The 17,758-nt window shown below is 67.6% G+C and carries 13 protein-coding genes; 8 read left to right on the forward strand and 5 right to left on the reverse strand.

Annotated elements, in window-relative coordinates:
• Positions 1-173 precede the first annotated feature (173 nt).
• From RMN86_RS16580 to RMN86_RS16590, 3 genes are all read left to right on the forward strand, one after another.
• A complete protein-coding gene (locus tag RMN86_RS16580) occupies positions 174-1,103 on the forward strand; it encodes a methyltransferase domain-containing protein (RefSeq protein ID WP_309606966.1) in 930 nt (309 codons plus the stop codon).
• 215 nt (positions 1,104-1,318) lie between these two features.
• Complete coding sequence (locus RMN86_RS16585) at positions 1,319-2,257, forward strand: hypothetical protein (RefSeq protein WP_309606967.1); 939 nt, start codon at positions 1,319-1,321, stop codon at positions 2,255-2,257.
• A 60-nt stretch (positions 2,258-2,317) separates the two neighbouring features.
• Positions 2,318-2,479 (forward strand): hypothetical protein, encoded by a 162-nt coding sequence (locus RMN86_RS16590; protein ID WP_309606968.1) that lies wholly within the window; start codon positions 2,318-2,320, stop codon positions 2,477-2,479.
• Positions 2,480-2,623: 144 nt separating this feature from the next.
• On the opposite strand, the gene RMN86_RS16595 is transcribed toward RMN86_RS16590, so the two are convergent.
• Positions 2,624-2,902 (reverse strand): metal/formaldehyde-sensitive transcriptional repressor, encoded by a 279-nt coding sequence (locus RMN86_RS16595; RefSeq protein ID WP_309606969.1) that lies wholly within the window; start codon positions 2,900-2,902, stop codon positions 2,624-2,626.
• A gap of 556 nt (positions 2,903-3,458) precedes the next feature.
• Here RMN86_RS16595 and RMN86_RS16600 point away from each other — a divergent pair.
• Positions 3,459-5,096, forward strand: coding sequence for a divalent metal cation transporter (locus RMN86_RS16600; RefSeq protein ID WP_309606970.1), 1,638 nt, complete (start codon positions 3,459-3,461; stop codon positions 5,094-5,096).
• A 168-nt stretch (positions 5,097-5,264) separates the two neighbouring features.
• On the opposite strand, the gene RMN86_RS16605 is transcribed toward RMN86_RS16600, so the two are convergent.
• Positions 5,265-5,672 carry a (deoxy)nucleoside triphosphate pyrophosphohydrolase gene (locus RMN86_RS16605; protein ID WP_309606971.1) on the reverse strand — a complete coding sequence of 136 codons (408 nt, stop codon included), beginning with the start codon at positions 5,670-5,672 and terminating at the stop codon, positions 5,265-5,267.
• 284 nt (positions 5,673-5,956) lie between these two features.
• Between RMN86_RS16605 and RMN86_RS16610 the strand changes: the two genes are divergently transcribed.
• Positions 5,957-7,360 carry a DEAD/DEAH box helicase gene (locus tag RMN86_RS16610; RefSeq protein WP_309606972.1) on the forward strand — a complete coding sequence of 468 codons (1,404 nt, stop codon included), beginning with the start codon at positions 5,957-5,959 and terminating at the stop codon, positions 7,358-7,360.
• 189 nt (positions 7,361-7,549) lie between these two features.
• Here RMN86_RS16610 and RMN86_RS16615 read toward each other — a convergent pair whose 3' ends face one another.
• Positions 7,550-8,089, reverse strand: coding sequence for a hypothetical protein (locus tag RMN86_RS16615; RefSeq protein ID WP_309606973.1), 540 nt, complete (start codon positions 8,087-8,089; stop codon positions 7,550-7,552).
• Positions 8,090-8,471: 382 nt separating this feature from the next.
• Between RMN86_RS16615 and RMN86_RS16620 the strand changes: the two genes are divergently transcribed.
• Together RMN86_RS16620 and RMN86_RS16625 are read left to right on the forward strand one after the other, a co-directional pair.
• A complete protein-coding gene (locus tag RMN86_RS16620) occupies positions 8,472-11,363 on the forward strand; it encodes a TonB-dependent receptor plug domain-containing protein (protein ID WP_309606974.1) in 2,892 nt (963 codons plus the stop codon).
• Between the two features lie 124 nt (positions 11,364-11,487).
• Positions 11,488-12,771 (forward strand): hypothetical protein, encoded by a 1,284-nt coding sequence (locus RMN86_RS16625; protein ID WP_309606975.1) that lies wholly within the window; start codon positions 11,488-11,490, stop codon positions 12,769-12,771.
• Between the two features lie 162 nt (positions 12,772-12,933).
• On the opposite strand, the gene fghA is transcribed toward RMN86_RS16625, so the two are convergent.
• A complete protein-coding gene (gene fghA / locus RMN86_RS16630) occupies positions 12,934-13,791 on the reverse strand; it encodes an S-formylglutathione hydrolase (protein WP_309606976.1) in 858 nt (285 codons plus the stop codon).
• Positions 13,788-14,897 carry an S-(hydroxymethyl)glutathione dehydrogenase/class III alcohol dehydrogenase gene (locus RMN86_RS16635; RefSeq protein WP_309606977.1) on the reverse strand — a complete coding sequence of 370 codons (1,110 nt, stop codon included), beginning with the start codon at positions 14,895-14,897 and terminating at the stop codon, positions 13,788-13,790. Before RMN86_RS16635 ends, fghA begins: the two co-directional genes overlap by 4 nt.
• A 444-nt stretch (positions 14,898-15,341) precedes the next feature.
• Here RMN86_RS16635 and RMN86_RS16640 point away from each other — a divergent pair, with 444 nt between their 5' ends.
• A complete protein-coding gene (locus RMN86_RS16640; RefSeq protein WP_309606978.1) occupies positions 15,342-17,714 on the forward strand; it encodes an HAD-IC family P-type ATPase in 2,373 nt (790 codons plus the stop codon).
• The last annotated feature ends 44 nt before the right edge of the window (positions 17,715-17,758 follow it).

Here is a 17,758-nt window from a genome sequence, read left to right on the forward strand (position 1 = left end):
GGCCGTCGAGGAACCGGATGCGACTCCAGGCCGCCGCCGACAGTCCCCCGGCCAATGCCGCGCCGCCGTCGATGGCCTGTGGCGGAAAGATCATGTCCAGCGTCCCATGCCAGGCCGCTCGGATGCGCGGCCCCGGTTTCAATAGGGTCCGGAAGAGGCCATCTTCGACGCTCATGTCCCGTCTTCCTTCATCTGGCCTCCCCGCCTCCGGCCCGCCTCACCTGTTCGACCGCGCCCTGCATCGCAAGCGTCTGGACCGCGCCGCGAGCGGGTTCGCCACCGCCGACTTCCTGCACCGCCGCGCCGCCCTCGACCTCGTCGAGCGCCTCGAAGGGATAGTGCGGGACTTCCCGGTGGCCGTCGACCTCTCTGCGCGCACCGGGGCCTTGCGCGAGGCCCTGAAGGCAAGCCCCGCCGCCGCGCGCGTCGGCCTGCTGATCGAGGCGGACCTGTCGCCCGCCATGCTGGGCGGCCGGGCCGGAGCGCGCCTGGCCCTGGACGAAGAACGTCTGCCGTTCGCAGCCGAAAGCCTCGACCTGGTGGTCTCGACACTCGGCCTGCACTGGACCAACGACGTGGTCGGCGCCCTGATCCAGATCCGCCAGGCCCTGAAGCCGGACGGCCTGTTCCTGGGCGCCCTGCTCGGCGGCTCGACCCTGACCGAGCTGCGCCAGGCGCTGACCGACGCGGAGAGCGAGATCCTCGGCGGGGCCGGCAGCCGCGTCTCGCCCTTTGCCGACAGCCGCGACGCCGCCGGTCTGCTGCAGCGCGCTGGCTTGACCCTGCCGGTCGCCGACGTGGACCGGGTCAGCGTCAGCTACGACCATCCGCTGAAGCTGCTCGCAGACCTGCGCCAGATGGGCGAGACCAATGTGCTGGCCGATCGTCATCCCCGCCCGCTCACCCGCGTGCTGCTGGCCCGCTCCAGCGAGATCTATGCCGAGCGGTTCGCCGGGCCAGACGGGCGGATCACCGCGACCTTCGAGATCATCACGCTGACCGGCTGGGCCCCGCACGCCAGCCAGCCCCAGCCGCTTCGGCCCGGGTCGGCGAAGATGCGGCTGGCCGATGCGCTGGGCACGGCGAACGGCCAAGCTCGGTAGCGGCCGAGAAAGCTTAGACCTTCTCCCCGCTGACTTGGCTCAAGTCAGCGGGGAGAGAACAGGGTCGTCGTCATATCTGGAGCCCTTCTCCTCCGCTTAGGTTGAGCCAACCTGAACGGGAAGGGCTCTGGGTCGCGACAACTGGCCACGGCGACGGCGCCAAAGGACTGACCCAGGGTGGCGTTTCGGGGGGCTCCTGACATCGGGGGTCAAGAGTGGCGATCAGTTTCAAGGCATTTGCCGTGGCCATGGCCGCCGTCAGCCTGGCCGGTTGCGCCACTGCGCCCGACCCGCCCCGGACCTACGCTTCGCCCCCGCCCGCCCGTGGCTTCGCGCCCCCGGATCGCGGCCTCGCCATCCAGGCCAGCGCCTTCGAGAGCTTCATGCGCCATGCGCGTGGTATCGACCCGGGCTTTTCCAGCCCGTCGGACGTCGCCGAGGCCCTTCAGACCGGCGCCGGTCACACGCCGAACGAGCTGGAAAGCGGCATGATCGCCTATGCGGCGTTGGCGGCCTTGCAGGAGCCGCGCTTCGTGGCGGCGGTCCGCGCCGAGCGCGACCGGGGCGGCCTCGCGCGCCAGTTGGCCGCCGACCCAAGGACCGCCCTGACGCTCCCAGGCGGCGAAGCGGCGGGCGCGCGGGCCTCGGGCGCGCTCTACGTGCAGGGCTCCGCCCTCCTCACCGACGGCGAACGGGTCAAGCACGCAGCCTATTCCGTGCAGCGTCAGGTCTGGGCCAGGGCCAGGGTTGCGGACGCCGCGGGACGGCTCAGCCGGGTCAAGCGCATCTCCGCGGCGGGCTACCAGCCAAGCCGCGAGGATGCCGGCGAACTGCGGACGTCGTTATCGCAGGGTGCGCGGCGCGGCGGCGCGGCAAGCGCGGTGGTTGCGCACGGGGTGGCGCTTGCAGCCTTGACGGTGCTGGGCGAGGACGGCAAGGCGCGCAGCCTGATGAGCGAGCCGCGCTCGGGCTCGTGCCTCAGGCTCGCCAAGCTCAACCTCTACCAGTGCCTGGCCAGCGCCGGCCCTCACTATGAGGACATCTACTGCCTGGGGCAGCACGCCATGATGGATCCCGGGCAGTGCGTGGTGGACGCGACCCACGCGACGGGCGCGCGGCAGATGACGGTGACCCGGGCGAGCTATCGCCGGTAGTCGCCGGAACGTCGCCGCGCGGCGTCCGTTAGCCCGGGGACCGCAGCAGGAGAGTTCCCCATGACCGACCCAATCGCCAAGCCCGTTGAAAAGCACCCCGGCATGATGGGCGACGGAACCGAAGAGCAGAACCTGAACCAGAAGGGCGACCCCTCGGCCCGGATCACCGAGGACGAGGTGAAGGACGCCTTCGGCGGCAAGGACCCCGCGACCAAACCCTAGGCCGGCTACCGACGGATCCCGGGAAACGCCGCGTCTGGGTGCGGCCCGGTTGCAGCGCGCGGAGCCCTTCCGATCCAGGTCGGCTCAACCCTTCGTGGAGATGAAGGGCTCCAGATACCGGCAACGACCCTGTTCGTTCCGGGCTTAGGTCAGATAGGCATGGATGATTTCGACCAGTTCCTCGGCCGCCTGCCGGTGCGGGTGATCGGCCGGAGCGGCAGGATCGACCATGTGCTCTCGGATGTGATCTTCGATGACCTCGCCGATGAACCCTTCCAGGGCGCCACGACATGAGGTCGCCTGTTGCAGGATCCTGACGCAGGCCTCATCGCTCTCCACAGCCCGCTCGATAGCCTCGACCTGGCCGCGCAGCCGACGCAGCCGATTGAGCAGTTTGGCCTTTTCCCTGGCGATGTGGCTCATGTCGTCAAATAGTCCTTGAAACTATAGTCCCCTAGGCTATATGCCGCGTTGCGCCGGGTGGGAAGGGACAACCGCCTCACTTGGCGTGGCGACGCGCGAGCGTCGTCGGGATCAATCGGACCAACGGATCATCATGAACCCGCGATCTAGCAACCCGACCACCGTGGGTGAGACGCGACGCCTGGCGTCGGTTGTTCAATCCGCGGCTGGCCGGTTCGTCGCCCGGGCGTTCGTGACCGTCGCAGGAATCCAGGCTCCAGCCTGATCCCCGCGACTGTCGCCTCCCCCAGGCCTGAGCAACCCGCTTGAGCAGGAGGAGGCGAAGATGGCCATCTTCAATCCCCGCCGTATGACCCTGAACGCAGGCGCCGCCACGCGCCTGGCGACAAACACGCCCGCGCCCGGTCCAAGCGCGGCCCCGGTGGTGTCCTGGCGGGTCGATAGCGCGGGGCGGCTTGCCCGCATCTGGCGGATCAGCTGCGTCGAACCGTCCGGCTGAGCTCGCGGGCCGACCTATCCGTCGATCCCTTCCGACCTTTCGCGCAGGAGTTGCGCCATGTCCGTTCTCGAAACCACCGCCGGCGCGCCGCCCGGGGCGCACCTCGACACCGCGCATCGCGGCGACATCAAGGGCGCTTTCGGCTCAATCCCCGAGCATGGCCACGCGCCGGGCCTGGGCTGGCGGCGCCGGCTGATGACGCTGGCCGCCATCGTCGGGCCAGGCCTGATCGTCATGGTCGGCGACAACGACGCCGGCGCCTTCGGCACCTATACCCAGGCCGGCCAGAACTACGGCACGGGCCTCTTGTGGACGCTGCTGTTGCTGGTCCCCGTGCTGTACGTGAACCAGGAGATGGTGGTGCGCCTGGGTGTGGTGACCGGGGTCGGCCACGCCCGCCTGATCTTCCAGCGGTTCGGCAAATTCTGGGGGGCCTTCTCGATCATCGACCTGTTCCTGCTCAACGCCCTGACCATTGTCACCGAGTTTATCGGCGTGACCCTCGGCCTGGACTACCTGGGCCTGCCCAAGGTCTGGGGCGTGATCGCCGCCGCCGCCGTCACGATCGCCGCGGCCTCCACGGGCAGTTTTCGCCGTTTCGAGCGGTTCATGATGGTGCTGGTGGCGGGCAGCCTGGCGCTGGTTCCCGTCTTCCTGATGATTCACCCACCGGTCTCGCAGATGGCGCACGACTTCCTGGTCCCGGGCCTGCCCAAGGGAAGCAAGGTCAGCGAGGTGATGTTGCTGGTCATCGCCATCGTCGGCACGACGATCGCACCCTGGCAGCTGTTTTTTCAGCAGAGCTATGTGATCGACAAGCGCATCACCCCACGGTTCATGGCCTATGAAAAGATCGACTTGGCGATCGGGATCGTGTTCGTGGTGGCCGGCGCCGCGGCGATGATGGCCTTCACCGCCGCGGCCTTCTCGGGTCAGGCCGGGGCTGGCCACTTCACCGACGCCCGCGCCGTGGCCGCGGGTCTTGAACACTCGGGCGGAAGGCTGGCCGGGACGCTGTTCGCCATCGCCCTGATTGACGCCTCGGTGATCGGCGCCGGCGCCGTCTCACTCTCCACCGCCTACGCCATTGGCGACGTCTTCAAGATCAACCACTCACTGCACCGCAGGCCCAGTGAAGGTTGGGGCTTCTTCCTGATCTATGGTGGACTGATCGCGCTCGCCGCGGCGCTGGTGCTGATCCCCGGGACGCCCCTGGGCCTGCTCACCAACGCGGTGCAGACCCTGGCGGGGGTGTTGCTGCCCAGCGCCACGGTGTTTCTGCTGCTGCTCTGCAACGACAAGGCTGTGCTGGGTCCCTGGCGGAACGGTCCGTGGCTGAACCTGTTCACCGGAGCGGTGATCGCGATTCTGGTCATGCTGTCGGTGATCCTGACGGTGTCGGTGTTCTATCCAAACATCACCGCCGCGTTCATCGGGGAGGTGTTCCTGGCTGGCGGCGCGTTGGCGGCCGCAACCTGGCTGGGCGCCAGCGGTGCGCGCCGCGCGCGGCGGCGCGGAGTGATCGATGTCGCCGGCCGGGCGGACTGGCGGATGCCGGCGCTGGACAGGCTGCCGCCCGCCCGCCTGTCCGAGGCCTCGAAGCTCTGGATGCTGGCGCTGCGCGGCTACCTGGTCATCGCCGGCGGGTTGCTGCTGGTTCGGATCGTCCAGCTCGCCGTCCGCCACCACGCCTGAGCCCCTGCGAGACCCTGTCCCGGCTGACTTGTCTCAAACCGGCCGGGACAGAGCTGGGTCGTCGCTGACGTCTGGAGCCCCTCTCCGCCACGAAGCGTTGAGCATCCGGCCCGCACGCCCGGCGAACGGCGTCTCCCTGCGGCTGCGCCGCAAGCGCTGATCCGGCGGTCACAGCACGTCGCGCAGCCAGGCCACCAGCGGGGCGTCGGCGGGCGGCATGGGGTAGTCGCCCATCCGGCCGGGCGTCACCCAGGCCAGCGCCGCGTGCTCGCGCGCCGTAACCTGCCCCTCCCAGCGGCGGATCAGGTAGAGCGGCATCAGCAGGTGAAAGCCCTCGTAACTGTGGCTGGCGAAGACGAAGGGCGCCAGGCAGGCGTGGGTCACCGCGATGCCCAGTTCCTCGTCCAGTTCGCGGATCAGGCAAGCCTCGGGCGTCTCACCGGATTCGACCTTGCCGCCCGGAAATTCCCACAGGCCCGCCAGCGCCTTGCCCTCTGGCCGCTGGCAGATCAGCACGCGGCCGTCGGCGTCCACCAGGGCCGCAGCGGCGACCAGCAGCAGGGTTTTCTGGCTCATAGTTGCTGCATTCCCCGGATGAGTCCGAAAGGCAACAGCACCGGCCAATTCCGAGCGCGTGGGTTGACTTTGCGGCCCCCAACCCCGATGTGCGGGGCGCGTCACGAGACTATGACGCTATCGGCGCTCCAGCCGCGTGGGATCTCTCTTCGAGGTCCAGCCTGTCGAGCGCCGTAAGACCCATAGATCGCCCATCACGCGGGGCGCTTCCCCAAAGACCCGCGACCCGCGCGCCCTCGATGGACTCGAGCTGGCGCGTTCGGCGCATATCTGAGAGTTCTTTTTTGACTCAATTCACCGATTTCGGCCTCGCCGCGCCCCTCTTGAAGGCGCTGGCCGGCGAAGGCTACACCATCCCCACCCCGATCCAGGCCCAGGCGATCCCCGGCGTCATGGCCGGCCGCGACCTGCAGGGCATCGCCCAGACCGGCACCGGCAAGACCGCCGCCTTCGCCCTGCCGATCCTCCACCGCCTGGCCGCCGAGAAGCGCCAGCCGGAACGCAAGGGCGCCCGCGTCCTGGTCCTTTCCCCGACCCGCGAGCTCGCGACGCAAATCGGCGAGAGCTTCAAGACCTATGGCCGCCACATGGGCGTCACTGTCGCGGTGATCTTCGGCGGCGTGAAGTACGGCGCCCAGCACAAGGCCATGGCCAACGGCGTCGACGTCCTGGTGGCCACCCCCGGCCGGCTGCTCGACCACCTGCAGGAAAAGACCATCACCTTGCGTGGCGTGGAGATCTTCGTCCTCGACGAGGCCGACCAGATGCTCGACCTGGGCTTCGTGCTGCCGATCCGCCGGATCGTGGCGCACATTCCGAAGGTGCGTCAGAACCTGTTCTTCTCGGCCACCATGCCCACCGAGATCGGCAAGCTGGCGTCCGAGCTGCTCACCGACCCGTTGCGCGTCTCCGTCGCCCCGCAGGCCACCACGGTGGAAAAGGTCAACCAGCGCGTGCTGTTCGTCGAACAGTCCCGCAAGCGCGCCCTGCTGGCCGAACTGTTCGACGACGCCCAGTTCAAGCGGGTCATCGTGTTCACCCGCACCAAGCGCGGCGCCGACCGCGTGGCGCGCAGCCTGGAGCAGGTGGGCGTCGACGCCGCCTCGATCCACGGCGACAAGAGCCAGGGCCAGCGCGAGCGCGCGCTCGCCGACTTCAAGGCCGGCAAGGTCCGCGCCCTGGTGGCCACCGACATCGCCGCCCGCGGCATCGATATCGACGCGGTCAGCCACGTGGTCCAGTACGAGCTGCCCAACGTGCCGGAAAGCTATGTGCACCGGATCGGCCGGACGGCGCGGGCCGGCGCGGATGGCTCAGCCGTGGCGTTCTGCGCCGACGACGAACGCACCCTGCTGCGCGACATTCAGAAGGTCACCCGCCAGACCATCCCGTCCTTCGACCGTCGGAACGACAAACACCTGGGCGCGGCCACCGCGGCCATGCCCGAGCCGCAGGGCGTCAAGCCCGACCGCGCCGACACCCGCGGCCAGCCCGGCGGCGGCCGCGGCAACCATGCGCCCAAGCGCAACCGCAATCACGGCGGCGGTGGGGGCGGCGGCCATCGCCACGAGGGCGCGCCCGCGCGCTCGGGTGAGGCCAAGCCCGCCGCCCGACCGGCCTTCAAGGGCCCGCAACGCGGCGGCGGCAACCAATCCACCCCCCGCACCGGCGTCTGGTCGAACCGGTAACGGGGAACCGACACCGCGAGAAATCTGGAGGGACTCCGCCGCAGGGCGGGACCCTTTCAGTTTGCCGGGTTGTTGGATTGCGGCGACAGTTGCAATAATCTCCACAGTCGCTGGGACCAGGGCCGAGCACGCCTGGTTAAGGGGATATCGCAACCGTCGACGTAATCCCGTCACCCGGGTTGCCGCGCCTCATTTCGCCGGGGCAAACAGCGATGCGTAGCTGGGGATCTGCCGCTCAAGCGAGTCGCGCAGGTCGAGGGCCATGAGGAAGAACTCGCGCTCTCCCTTGCCCTTGCCCCAGGCCGCGTCATTCCTGAAGGCGGGCACCAGCAGACCGATGTTCTCGCCCTGGGCGTCGCGCAGCGGCAGCAGAACGACGAACTTCTTGGCCGTATCCTTGGCGCGATGCCAGCGCGGATCGACAATGGTGATGCCCTTGACGCTGACGTCGATGTCGTCAGGGTCATCGGCATTGCCGATGCGCTCTGGATAGGATCCAGCGAACATCGTGTAGGTTTTTTCCTGGCCGGGCGGGACGCCGTGGAAGGTCAGGCTGAGAAGTTCCGGGTGTTTGGCCATCACGGCATCGGAGAGTTTCTGCGCGTAGATGGGGGTCGCCGGCGCCTTCCAATTCTTGGCGGGCGCGGTCTGGCTGGCCGCCACAAGGGGGCTGGCAATGACCAGCATGCCCACGAAGGCAGCGGCGAAGGCAGTCTTGAACGATCGCATGTGGTCCTCCCGGAATAGTCTTCTTGCGCGCTTGGCGAATGTTCCCCGCGACGCCTGACGCGAGACTGAATTCCCCCTGAACGAGAATTCAGGGGAAATTCAGTCTCGCGTCACGTTGTGCGCTGAACCTGGCGTCAATAAAAAAGAGTTTCGGGGCTGTCCCGAGACCACGGGTGGAAACGCGGCTGGCTGACGAGGCTTTCGCGCCTCGCGACCGGACGCCTGGAGCTTGCGACATGCCAACAGCAGCCTGCCCGCCACCGGCGGATCGCGCGCCATGCATCGCCGCGCTCAACGCCTATCCGACAGTGCCGTCAAGACGGTCGGTCTCGTATCCTGACAACCGTCTTAGATAACAAAAACAACGACTAGGGAGGATATCATGCACATTCGGTCCGGCGCGCATTTCAAGACCGTCCTGCTCGCAACGGGGATGACCCTTGGTCTTGCCCACGCCACGTTCGCTCAGACGCGCAGCGCGACCAAGGCGACGGAGGTCGATGAGGTCATCGTCACTGGCTCGGCCCTGCCGACGACGCTCGACGCCGTGGCGGTGCCGGTGAGCACCGTCAGCGCCGAAAAGATCGCCAAATCAGGTGTCGATTCCAACGCCCTGGAGATCCTGCGCAAGTCGCTGCCCGCGTTCGAGGGGCGCGGCAACGCCGGCAGCAGCAATGCCAACAACACCAATCAGAACACCGCCGGCGGCTCGCAAGCCCGCCTGCGCGACCTGGACACCCTGGTGCTGATCAACGGCCGGCGCGCGGCCGTGAGCGCCATCGCCGGCGTCGGCGGCAAGATCTTCGTCGACGTCAATCAGATTCCCCCCAGCGCCATCGCGCGAGTCGAGGTGCTGCAGGACGGCGCCTCGGCGATCTACGGTTCCGACGCTGTCGGCGGCGTCGTGAACTTCATCCTGAAGCATGATTTCAACGGCCTGGAGGTCGGCGGTCGCTACGCCGGCGCGCAGGGTGGCTATACGGAAAAATCGGCCTATTTCACCGCCGGTCACAGCTTCGGCGAGCGTCTCGATGTGATGCTGAGCGGATCCTACAACCAGACCGATCCGCTCTATCAAAAGGACCGCAGCTTCACGAACCCATTCATCCTCAGCAGCACGGCCGTGCCGGGCGCCGTCGGCACATTCCTCCTGAACCCCGGCTTCGATTCGCCCAGCCAGTCCGTGCCGACCGGGATCGCAGCCACCGCGCCCAGTCTCGCGGCGCTGACGCCGGGCGTCTATACCGCCTCCAACGCGGCGGCGATTGGCCAGACCTATCCGCTCTCGCAGTTCCAAACCCTGCTGCTGGGCCAGAAGAACAGCGCCCTCACCGGTGACTTCACCCTCAAGCTGGACGACGCCGGCAGGATCGAGGCGTTCGGCGATGCCGAATACGCTCACGGCGAGAGCTTCACGCAATTCCTGCCCCGTATCGCCGGCGTGACCGTCGCGGCGGGGGCGCCCTTCAACCCGACCACCAGCACGCTCAGCGGCGTGCAGTTCGGCGTGCCACAGGCGCCCAAGCAGTATCGGAACACCACCGACAAGTTCCGCATCACCCTGGGCTTGCGCGGCGATCTGGAGGCTATGGCGCATCGGTGGCGCTGGGAGACCGCCTTCACCCACAGCCAGGACAAGCTGGAACAGCTTCAGCGCAATGTGATCTATGGGCCCAACCTGCCCCTGGCCATCGCCGGCGGTTTCGACGCCAGCGGCAACGCCTTGGCGGGCGGCCGCTTCAGCAAGGTTTTCAGCAACTTCGACACCAATGCGCCGCTGATTGTCACGCCGGCGCTGGATCCCTTCGCCAGGGGCGGCCGCGACCCGGCCTCTCTCGCGAACATCCTGGGCACGGAGGTAATCACCGGAAAAAGCACGCTCGATACCGTCGATGCGAAGGTGACCACGGAGCTGTTCAAAGTTCCCGCCGGCGATGTCGGCCTGGCGCTTGGCGGCGCCTGGCGCAGGGAATCCCTGGCGGCCTCAGCGGACATGAACGGTCGCAACACCGGACCCACCGCGCAACGCTGGATCGGCGGCCAGTTCTTCGATGCCTTCGACAAGTCGCGCACGATCAGCTCGGCCTTCGCCGAAATGCGCGTCCCGATAACCTCCGACGACATGCATGTGCCAGGCTTCAGCGCCTTGGACCTGATCGGCGCGGTGCGCTACGAAAACTACAGCGACGCCGGCTCCAGCACCGTGCCCAAGCTCGGGTTCCGCTGGCAGCCGGTTGACCGCCAATTGACGATCCGCGGCACGGTCTCCCGCTCGTTCACGGCCCCCTCGCTCTATGCGGAATACGGCCCCACCGCCACCCGCCAGGCCGGCGGGGCGATCATCCTGAACGCCTTCCCGGGACAGCCTTCAAGTCCGTTCAACGCCGAAGACGGCAACAACCCCAGCCTCGCGCCCGCCAAATCCGACAGCATTTCCCTGAGCGCTGTCTACAAGCCGGACCTTGTCCCCGGGCTGACGCTCAATGTGCAGTACACAAACGTCCGCCTGAAGAACATCGCCGGCGGGATCGGCTTCAACAACATTCTGGTGGACGTCAATCGGCTGGGGGCGGCCTCCATCTTCTCGGCAAATGTCGCGAAGAACAACTTCCCCGGACTCCCGGGCGCGGTCGCCTTCGCCAATCCCGGCGACCTTCTGGCCTACCTCAACGCCGCGCCGGGCGTGAACAACCTCAATCTCTACGCCATCGACCAGTTCCGGAACCTGGGCGGCATCAAGCTGTCGAGCATCGATTTCAGCGCCGACTATGTGATCCCGACACAGACCCTGGGCACGTTCACGCTTGATCTCGTGGGCGCCTACCTTGCCTCCTACAAGTACCAGGCCCTGCCCTCGCAGCCGTTCTACGAATTCGCCGGGATCGCCAGCAACAGCCCGCAAGCCGGCGGCACCCAGCCAAAGGTGCGTCTCTACGCCACCGTGGACTGGACGAAAGGACCCTGGGAGGCCGTGATCGGCGGAACCTACGGCGACAGCGTGAAGGACCAGGGGGCCGGCGGCTTCACGTTCGCCAACGGTACGGCCAAGGCGCTCAGCGTGAAGTCCTACACGTCACTGGACGCCCAGATGTCCTACCATTTCGGCGACGTCGAAGGGCTGCTGAAAGGTCCGAAGGTTACGGTGGGTGTCAACAACATCGCCAATCGCATGGCGCCCTACGCTCCCAACGCCTTCACCGACAACCGGGCGGACGTAGCGACCTATTCGCCGATTGGCCGGCTGTTCTATGTGACGCTCGACACCCGGTTCTGATCGGCGATCCCGGCGCGCGGGCTGAGGTCGCCTGGACCCAGGTTCGGGTCGTCTTCAGCCTGCCGTCAGCCCCCAGTCTGTTCCCGCGCCTTGACCCTGGAAAAACACCAAGAGGAAACCTGCAATGAAGCGCCTGGCCCTGATCTTCCTGCTGGCGTCGGTTTCCGCGGCCGGCGGCGTGCGCGCGGACGAGGTTCCGACCCTGAAGGCGGGCGACACGACCTATGGACAGCACCTGCTCAACGGCCTCAAGGCCGAACGCAATTGGGTGATTGGCCTTGAGATCGAAGGTGTGCGTCCCAGTGACAGGTCCGCCAGGGTCCTGGCCTCGACGCTCCGCCCCGCCGGCGCACCGGCCGATCACCCAGGCGTCACCGGCTTAAGCCGATCGGCCGGACGGGCGACGGTGGAACTGCCCCAGTTCGACGCCTCGCGCCGCAAGGTGGGAACGTTGAAGGTGGTGCTTGCCGCCGCGCCCGGCGACAAGGACGCGGCGCTGATGGCCAAGGCCGTCGCCCTCCGAGATCGGCTCGCGCGCCGGATCAGCAACCTGCCCAACCTGATGGAGCCGGACAGCTTCGACGGGGTCACCCATGCCGACACATATATGCAACACCTCATCGACGTGACGTTTGAACGCCATCCGAACCTGGTGCTGGCCGTCGCGCATGTGAATTCCCCGGATGGCAAGAAGAACGTCATCCTCGGCTCGACCATCGGGAGATGGGGCAAGCCCGGCGACGCCGACGACCGCCGAGTCTACGAGACCGGCCGCACAAACCTGGAGGTCAACTCCACGGGCGACCGGATCGAGATCGAGGAGGAGCTCAAGAACGCCGCGGGCGAGACGATCGGCGCGCTTGGCCTCGTCTTCCCCTATCGCCAGGACCAGGACGTCACGCCCTATCAGAAGGCCGCCATCGACATCCAGGACGAGATCGGCCGGCGGCTGCTCAGCGCCAAGAACGCCTTTGACCCCTATCCCTACGACAGGGCCTACAGCGAGCACACCGTGGCCCAGGCCCTGGTGGAGAAGACGCTAAAGGCCAATCCGGGCCTGCGGGTCCTGGCCATGCACGTCACCAAGCCCGGCGTCACCAAGCCGGGCGAGAAGGACAACATCATCCTGGCTTCCAATATCGGCCGGATCGGCAAGCTTGCCGACGCCGACGACCTGGCGATCATCTCCACCCGCCAGGACAAGCCTGAGATGAATGAGAACGGCACGATGTTCGAGGTGGCGATGGTCCTGCATGACGAGGCCGGCCGCGACATCGGCGTGTTGGGCACCGTCTACCGCTACCGCGACGGCGACGACAAGGCCGCGCGCATCGCCCAGTCGCACCGCATACGCGACGCCCTGGCCAGGCAGATCCCCAGCGCCGCTGCGTTGTTCAAGGCGCCCTGACACACTCGGCAAGATCCCGACCGGACCGCCCCTTATTACGTCCCGCCTGGTGGCGGCGCTGCTGACCTGTGCCGCGTCGCTTAGCCCAGGCGCCAAGGTGACCGCGGGCGAGGCGGCGCGGGCCAGCGTCCCGATGATTTGCCCCCGGAAAACTGGACGGCGTTAGCCCCGTCGGCCGTCTTCGGACGCCAGGCGCCCGGCGTGCCAGCGCAGGTGATCTTCCATGAAGCTGGCGATGAAGGCGTAGCTGTGATCATAGCCCGGCCGCAGGCGCAGGGTCAGCGGGAGGCCGGCGTCGCGGCAGGCGGCCTCGAGCAGTTGCGGTTGCAACTGCGTCTGGAGGAAATTGTCCGCCTCGCCCTGGTCGATGAGCAGCTCGGGCAGTCGCGCGCCGTCCTCGATCAGCGCCGTGGCGTCGTAGGGCCGCCAGGTCCGGCGATCCGGCCCGAGGTAGCTTGCCAAGGCCTTCTCCCCCCACGCGCAGCGGATCGGCGCGCAGATTGGCGCGAAGGCCGAAATGCTCCGCCATCGTCCGGGGTTCTTGAGTCCCAGCGTCAGCGCGCCGTGACCGCCCATGGAGTGGCCCATCAGCGCCTGGCGATCCATGTCGACGGGAAAGTTTGACGCCACGACCCTCGGCAGCTCGGTCGTGACATAGCTTTCCATCCGGAAGTTCTCGGCCCAGGGCGTCTGCGTGGCGTCAACGTAGAAACCCGCGCCCTGACCGAAGTCATAGGCCGGATCGTCCGGCGCGCCCTCGCCACGCGGACTGGTGTCGGGCGCCACGAAGATCAGGCCCAGCTCGGCGCAGGCGCGCTGAAACTGGCCCTTGTCGGTGACATTGGCGTGGGTGCAGGTCAGGCCCGAGAGGTACCAGACCACCGGTCGAGGCTCCCGCTCCGCCTGTGGCGGGGTGAAGACGCTGAAGGTCATCGGGGTCTTCGTCTCGCCGCTGGCGTGGCGATAGACGCCCTGAATCCCACCGAACATCTTCGCTGTGGAGAGGATTTCCAGGCTCAATAGACCACGACGCTACGAATGCTTGTGCCGGCGTGCATCAGCTCGAAAGCCTCGTTGATCCGGTCCAGCGGCAGGGTGTGGGTGATCATCGGATCGATCTCGATCTTGCCGTCCATGTACCAGTCGACGATTTTCGGCACGTCGGTGCGGCCGCGCGCGCCGCCGAACGCCGTGCCTTTCCAGACCCGGCCGGTGACCAGCTGGAACGGCCGCGTGGCGATCTCCTTGCCGGCCTCGGCGACGCCGATGATGATGCTCTCGCCCCAACCGCGATGGCAGGCCTCCAGCGCCTGGCGCATCACCGTGGTGTTGCCGGTGCAGTCGAAGGTGTAGTCGGCGCCGCCGTCGGTCAGTTGGACCAGATGGGCCACCACGTCTTCGCCCAGGGTCTTGGGATTGACGAAGTGGGTCATGCCGAAGCGGCGTCCCCAGGCCTCGCGGTCCGGGTTGATATCGACGCCGACGATCATGCCCGCACCGACCATTTTCGCGCCCTGCAGCACGTTCAGTCCGATGCCGCCCAGGCCGAACACCACGACCGTGGCGCCTGGCTCGACGCCGGCGGTGTTCACCACGGCGCCGACGCCGGTGGTCACGCCACAGCCGATGTAGCAGGCCTTGTCGAAGGGGGCGTCGGGGCGGATCTTCGCCACCGCGATCTCCGGCAACACGGTGAAGTTCGAGAAGGTCGAACAGCCCATATAGTGGAACACCGTCTGGCCCTTGTAGGAGAACCGGCTGGTCCCGTCGGGCATCAGGCCCCGCCCTTGAGTCGCCCGGATGGCGGTGCACAGGTTGGTCTTGCGGCTGAGGCAGCTTTTGCACTGGCGGCATTCCGGCGTGTAGAGCGGGATCACATGGTCGCCAGGTTTCACGCTGGTGACGCCGGCGCCGACCTCGACCACAACGCCCGCGCCCTCGTGGCCCAGCACCGAGGGAAACAGCCCCTCGGAATCCAGGCCGTCCAGCGTGTAGGCGTCGGTATGGCAGATGCCCGTGGCCTTGATCTCCACCAGCACCTCGCCGGCCCGTGGCCCCTCAAGGTCCAGTTCCACGATTTCCAGCGGCGTCTTGGCTTCGAACGCGACAGCGGCGCGGGTCTTCATTGATGTCCTCTTTCCTCAATCAGGCGCAATACCGTCGGCGTCCCGGAATGCCATTGCAGTCCCATCGGAGCCCCCTCCCGCACGCGCGTTGCGACCCGGACTGATGTCGGCGCCCGGCCCGTCGGGTGGTCTCTACCAAGCTGCGCCCATGATGCCACCCCGCATTGCGATGAGACTGGCGCGCCACGGGGACCCGCCCGGCGTCGGACAGCCTCGACGATGCGCCCGGCGCGACTCGAACCGCCGAGGCGGATGGGATCGGGACCGCGTCCCGGGGGCGTCGAAGCAGTCTCGATTGTCGACACATTCTCCTGCCAGAGTGTGCTCCCCGAGCGGTAGCCCTACAGGCTTTTGTCCCCGGGGGGGATAGCCTGGACGCGGCCTCTGACGGGCGCCGCAGCCTGTGCGCCGGCGACACGCCTCGGCAGGGGAAAGACCACGACCATGACCGCCATGCCATCCAGCGCCGCCTCCCCGTCCAGCAAATCCGCGGGGTCCGGCGACTTGAAACCGCCGCACGGCCTCACCAGCGATGAGGTCGCCCGGCGATTGGCCAGATTTGGACCCAACGCGGCGCCCGACACGGCGGTCAATCCCTTGCGGGCGGCGATCGAAAAGCTTTGGGCGCCGGTTCCTTGGATGCTCGAGGCGGCGATCCTCCTCGAACTGGTGCTCGGCAAGGTCATGGAGGCCGGCATCATCGCGGGGCTTCTGCTGTTCAACGCGGGGCTTGGTCTGCTCCAGGAAGGCCGCGCCCAGGCAACCCTCGCCGCGCTCAAATCCCGGCTCGCGCTGAACGCATCGGTGCTGCGCGACGGTTCATGGACGACCGTTCCGGCTGTCGATCTGGCGCCCGGCGATGTCGTGAAGCTGGCGCTGGGCGGCGTGGTCCCAGCCGATGTCCGCCTCACGGCCGGGGAGGTCCTTCTCGATCAATCGATGCTGACCGGCGAGTCGGCGCCGATCGAGGCGGGAGCCGGCGTCCAGACTTTCGCCGGGGCGCTGGTTCGTCGCGGCGAGGCGACCGCGGAGGTGACGGCGACCGGCGCGCGCACGAAATTCGGCCGAACCGCCGAGCTTGTGCGCACCGCCCATGTCGTCAGCTCGCAGCAGAAGGCGGTTCTGCGGGTCGTGCGCAATCTCGCCGCGTTCAACGGCGTGGTCCTCCTGGGGTTGGTCGCCTACGCCGTCCTGTTGAAGATGGCGCCCGGCGAAATCATCCCGCTCGTCTTGACCGGGATTCTGGCGTCAATACCGGTGGCGTTGCCGGCCACCTTCACCCTGGCCGCGGCGCTCGGCGCGCGGGTCCTGGCCAAACAGGGCGTGCTGCCGACCCGCCTTTCGGCGGTGGATGAAGGCGCGACAATGGATGTGTTATGCGCGGACAAGACCGGCACCTTGACCCGCAATGAACTGACCGTGACGATCCTCCGCCCGATGCCCGGAGTCACGGAGGCGCAGGTCCTGGCCCTGGCGGCGCTGGCCAGTTCGGACGGCGGCCAGGACCCGGTCGACGCGGCCATCCGCACCGCGGCGCTCGGAAAAGGCGCGGCGGCGACCTCGAAGGTGGTGAGGTTCGTCCCGTTCGATCCGGCGACCAAGATGTCCGAAGCGACGGTCGAGGATCCGGTCGGCGGGACCCAACGAGTCGTGAAGGGGGCGTTCGCGGCGGTCATCGCCATTGCGGCGCCATCGGCGACCGCCGCGGCGTCGGCCCAGGAGCTTGAGGCCCAGGGATTTCGGGTGCTGGCCGTCGCGTCAGGGCCGCCGACGGCCATGCGGCTGGTGGGTCTGGTCGCGCTAAGCGATCCACCCCGAACGGATTCCGCAGCCCTCATCGCTGAACTGTCCGCGCTGGGGGTGCGAACGGTGATGGTCACCGGCGACGCGCCGACGACGGCGGCCACCGTGGCGCACGCAGTTGGGCTCGACGGTGCAATATGTCCGCCCGGGCCGGTTCCACCGGCTGTGCGACCCGAGACCTTCGCGGTGTTCGCGGGCGTCTTGCCCGAGGATAAATTTCGGCTGGTCGAGGCGTTTCAGAGGGGCGGCCACATCGTCGGGATGTGCGGAGACGGCGCCAATGACGCACCCGCGTTGCGCCAGGCGCAGTTCGGGATCGCCGTGTCGACGGCGACCGATGTCGCAAAGTCGGCCGCCGGCATGGTCCTGACCGAGCCTGGACTCGCCGGCATCGTCGCCGCGGTCAAGGAAGGTCGGGTGACGTTTCAGCGAATCCAGACCTACGCGTTGAACTCCATAACCAAGAAGCTCGTGACGGTGCTCTTCCTGGGCGCTGGCCTCATCATGACCGGGCACGCGATCCTCAATCCCCTTCTGATGGTCATCGTGATGATCACCGGCGACTTCCTGTCCATGTCGCTGACCACCGACAATGTCCGGCCGTCACCGATGCCCAACGTCTGGCGGATCGGTGAGCTGACGATTGCGGGGGTCGCCTTTGGCGGCTGCCTGTTGGCCTTCTGTGTCGGTGTCCTGGCGGTGGGAAAGTACGCGATGAACCTCGGCCAGGGCGCCCTGCAGACGTTGGCCTTTGTCGCCCTCGTATTCGGAGGACAGGCGACGATCTACGCCATACGCGAGCGGCGCCAGCTGTGGGGCTCGCGCCCGAGCTTCTGGTTAGCCGCGTCATCCCTGGTCGATATCGCCATCGCCTCGACCCTGGCTGTCGGCGGGATGGCGATGGCGCCGATTCCGTTCCTCACGGTTGTCGCCGCGTTCGCCGCGGCGTCGATATTCGGCCTGGCCTTGAACCTCAGCAAGATCCCCCTCTTCGCGCGCCTCGGGTTTGCCTGAGCCCCACTATCGACCTCGATGGCGCTCGCGACCGCGGCAGGCGG

Origin of the sequence: Phenylobacterium sp. (genome assembly GCF_031360265.1) — a bacterium.
GTDB lineage: Bacteria > Pseudomonadota > Alphaproteobacteria > Caulobacterales > Caulobacteraceae > Phenylobacterium.

What these genes read in the sequence shown, in the direction of transcription:
- RMN86_RS16580 (WP_309606966.1), top strand. Translation starts at nt 174, where the DNA reads ATGTCCCGTCTTCCTTCATCTGGCCTCCCCGCCTCCGGCCCGCCTCAC.
- RMN86_RS16590 (WP_309606968.1), top strand. Translation starts at nt 2,318, where the DNA reads ATGACCGACCCAATCGCCAAGCCCGTTGAAAAGCACCCCGGCATGATG.
- RMN86_RS16595 (WP_309606969.1), bottom strand. Translation starts at nt 2,902, where the DNA reads ATGAGCCACATCGCCAGGGAAAAGGCCAAACTGCTCAATCGGCTGCGT.
- RMN86_RS16600 (WP_309606970.1), top strand. Translation starts at nt 3,459, where the DNA reads ATGTCCGTTCTCGAAACCACCGCCGGCGCGCCGCCCGGGGCGCACCTC.
- RMN86_RS16605 (WP_309606971.1), bottom strand. Translation starts at nt 5,672, where the DNA reads ATGAGCCAGAAAACCCTGCTGCTGGTCGCCGCTGCGGCCCTGGTGGAC.
- RMN86_RS16615 (WP_309606973.1), bottom strand. Translation starts at nt 8,089, where the DNA reads ATGCGATCGTTCAAGACTGCCTTCGCCGCTGCCTTCGTGGGCATGCTG.
- RMN86_RS16620 (WP_309606974.1), top strand. Translation starts at nt 8,472, where the DNA reads ATGCACATTCGGTCCGGCGCGCATTTCAAGACCGTCCTGCTCGCAACG.
- RMN86_RS16625 (WP_309606975.1), top strand. Translation starts at nt 11,488, where the DNA reads ATGAAGCGCCTGGCCCTGATCTTCCTGCTGGCGTCGGTTTCCGCGGCC.
- RMN86_RS16635 (WP_309606977.1), bottom strand. Translation starts at nt 14,897, where the DNA reads ATGAAGACCCGCGCCGCTGTCGCGTTCGAAGCCAAGACGCCGCTGGAA.
- RMN86_RS16640 (WP_309606978.1), top strand. Translation starts at nt 15,342, where the DNA reads ATGACCGCCATGCCATCCAGCGCCGCCTCCCCGTCCAGCAAATCCGCG.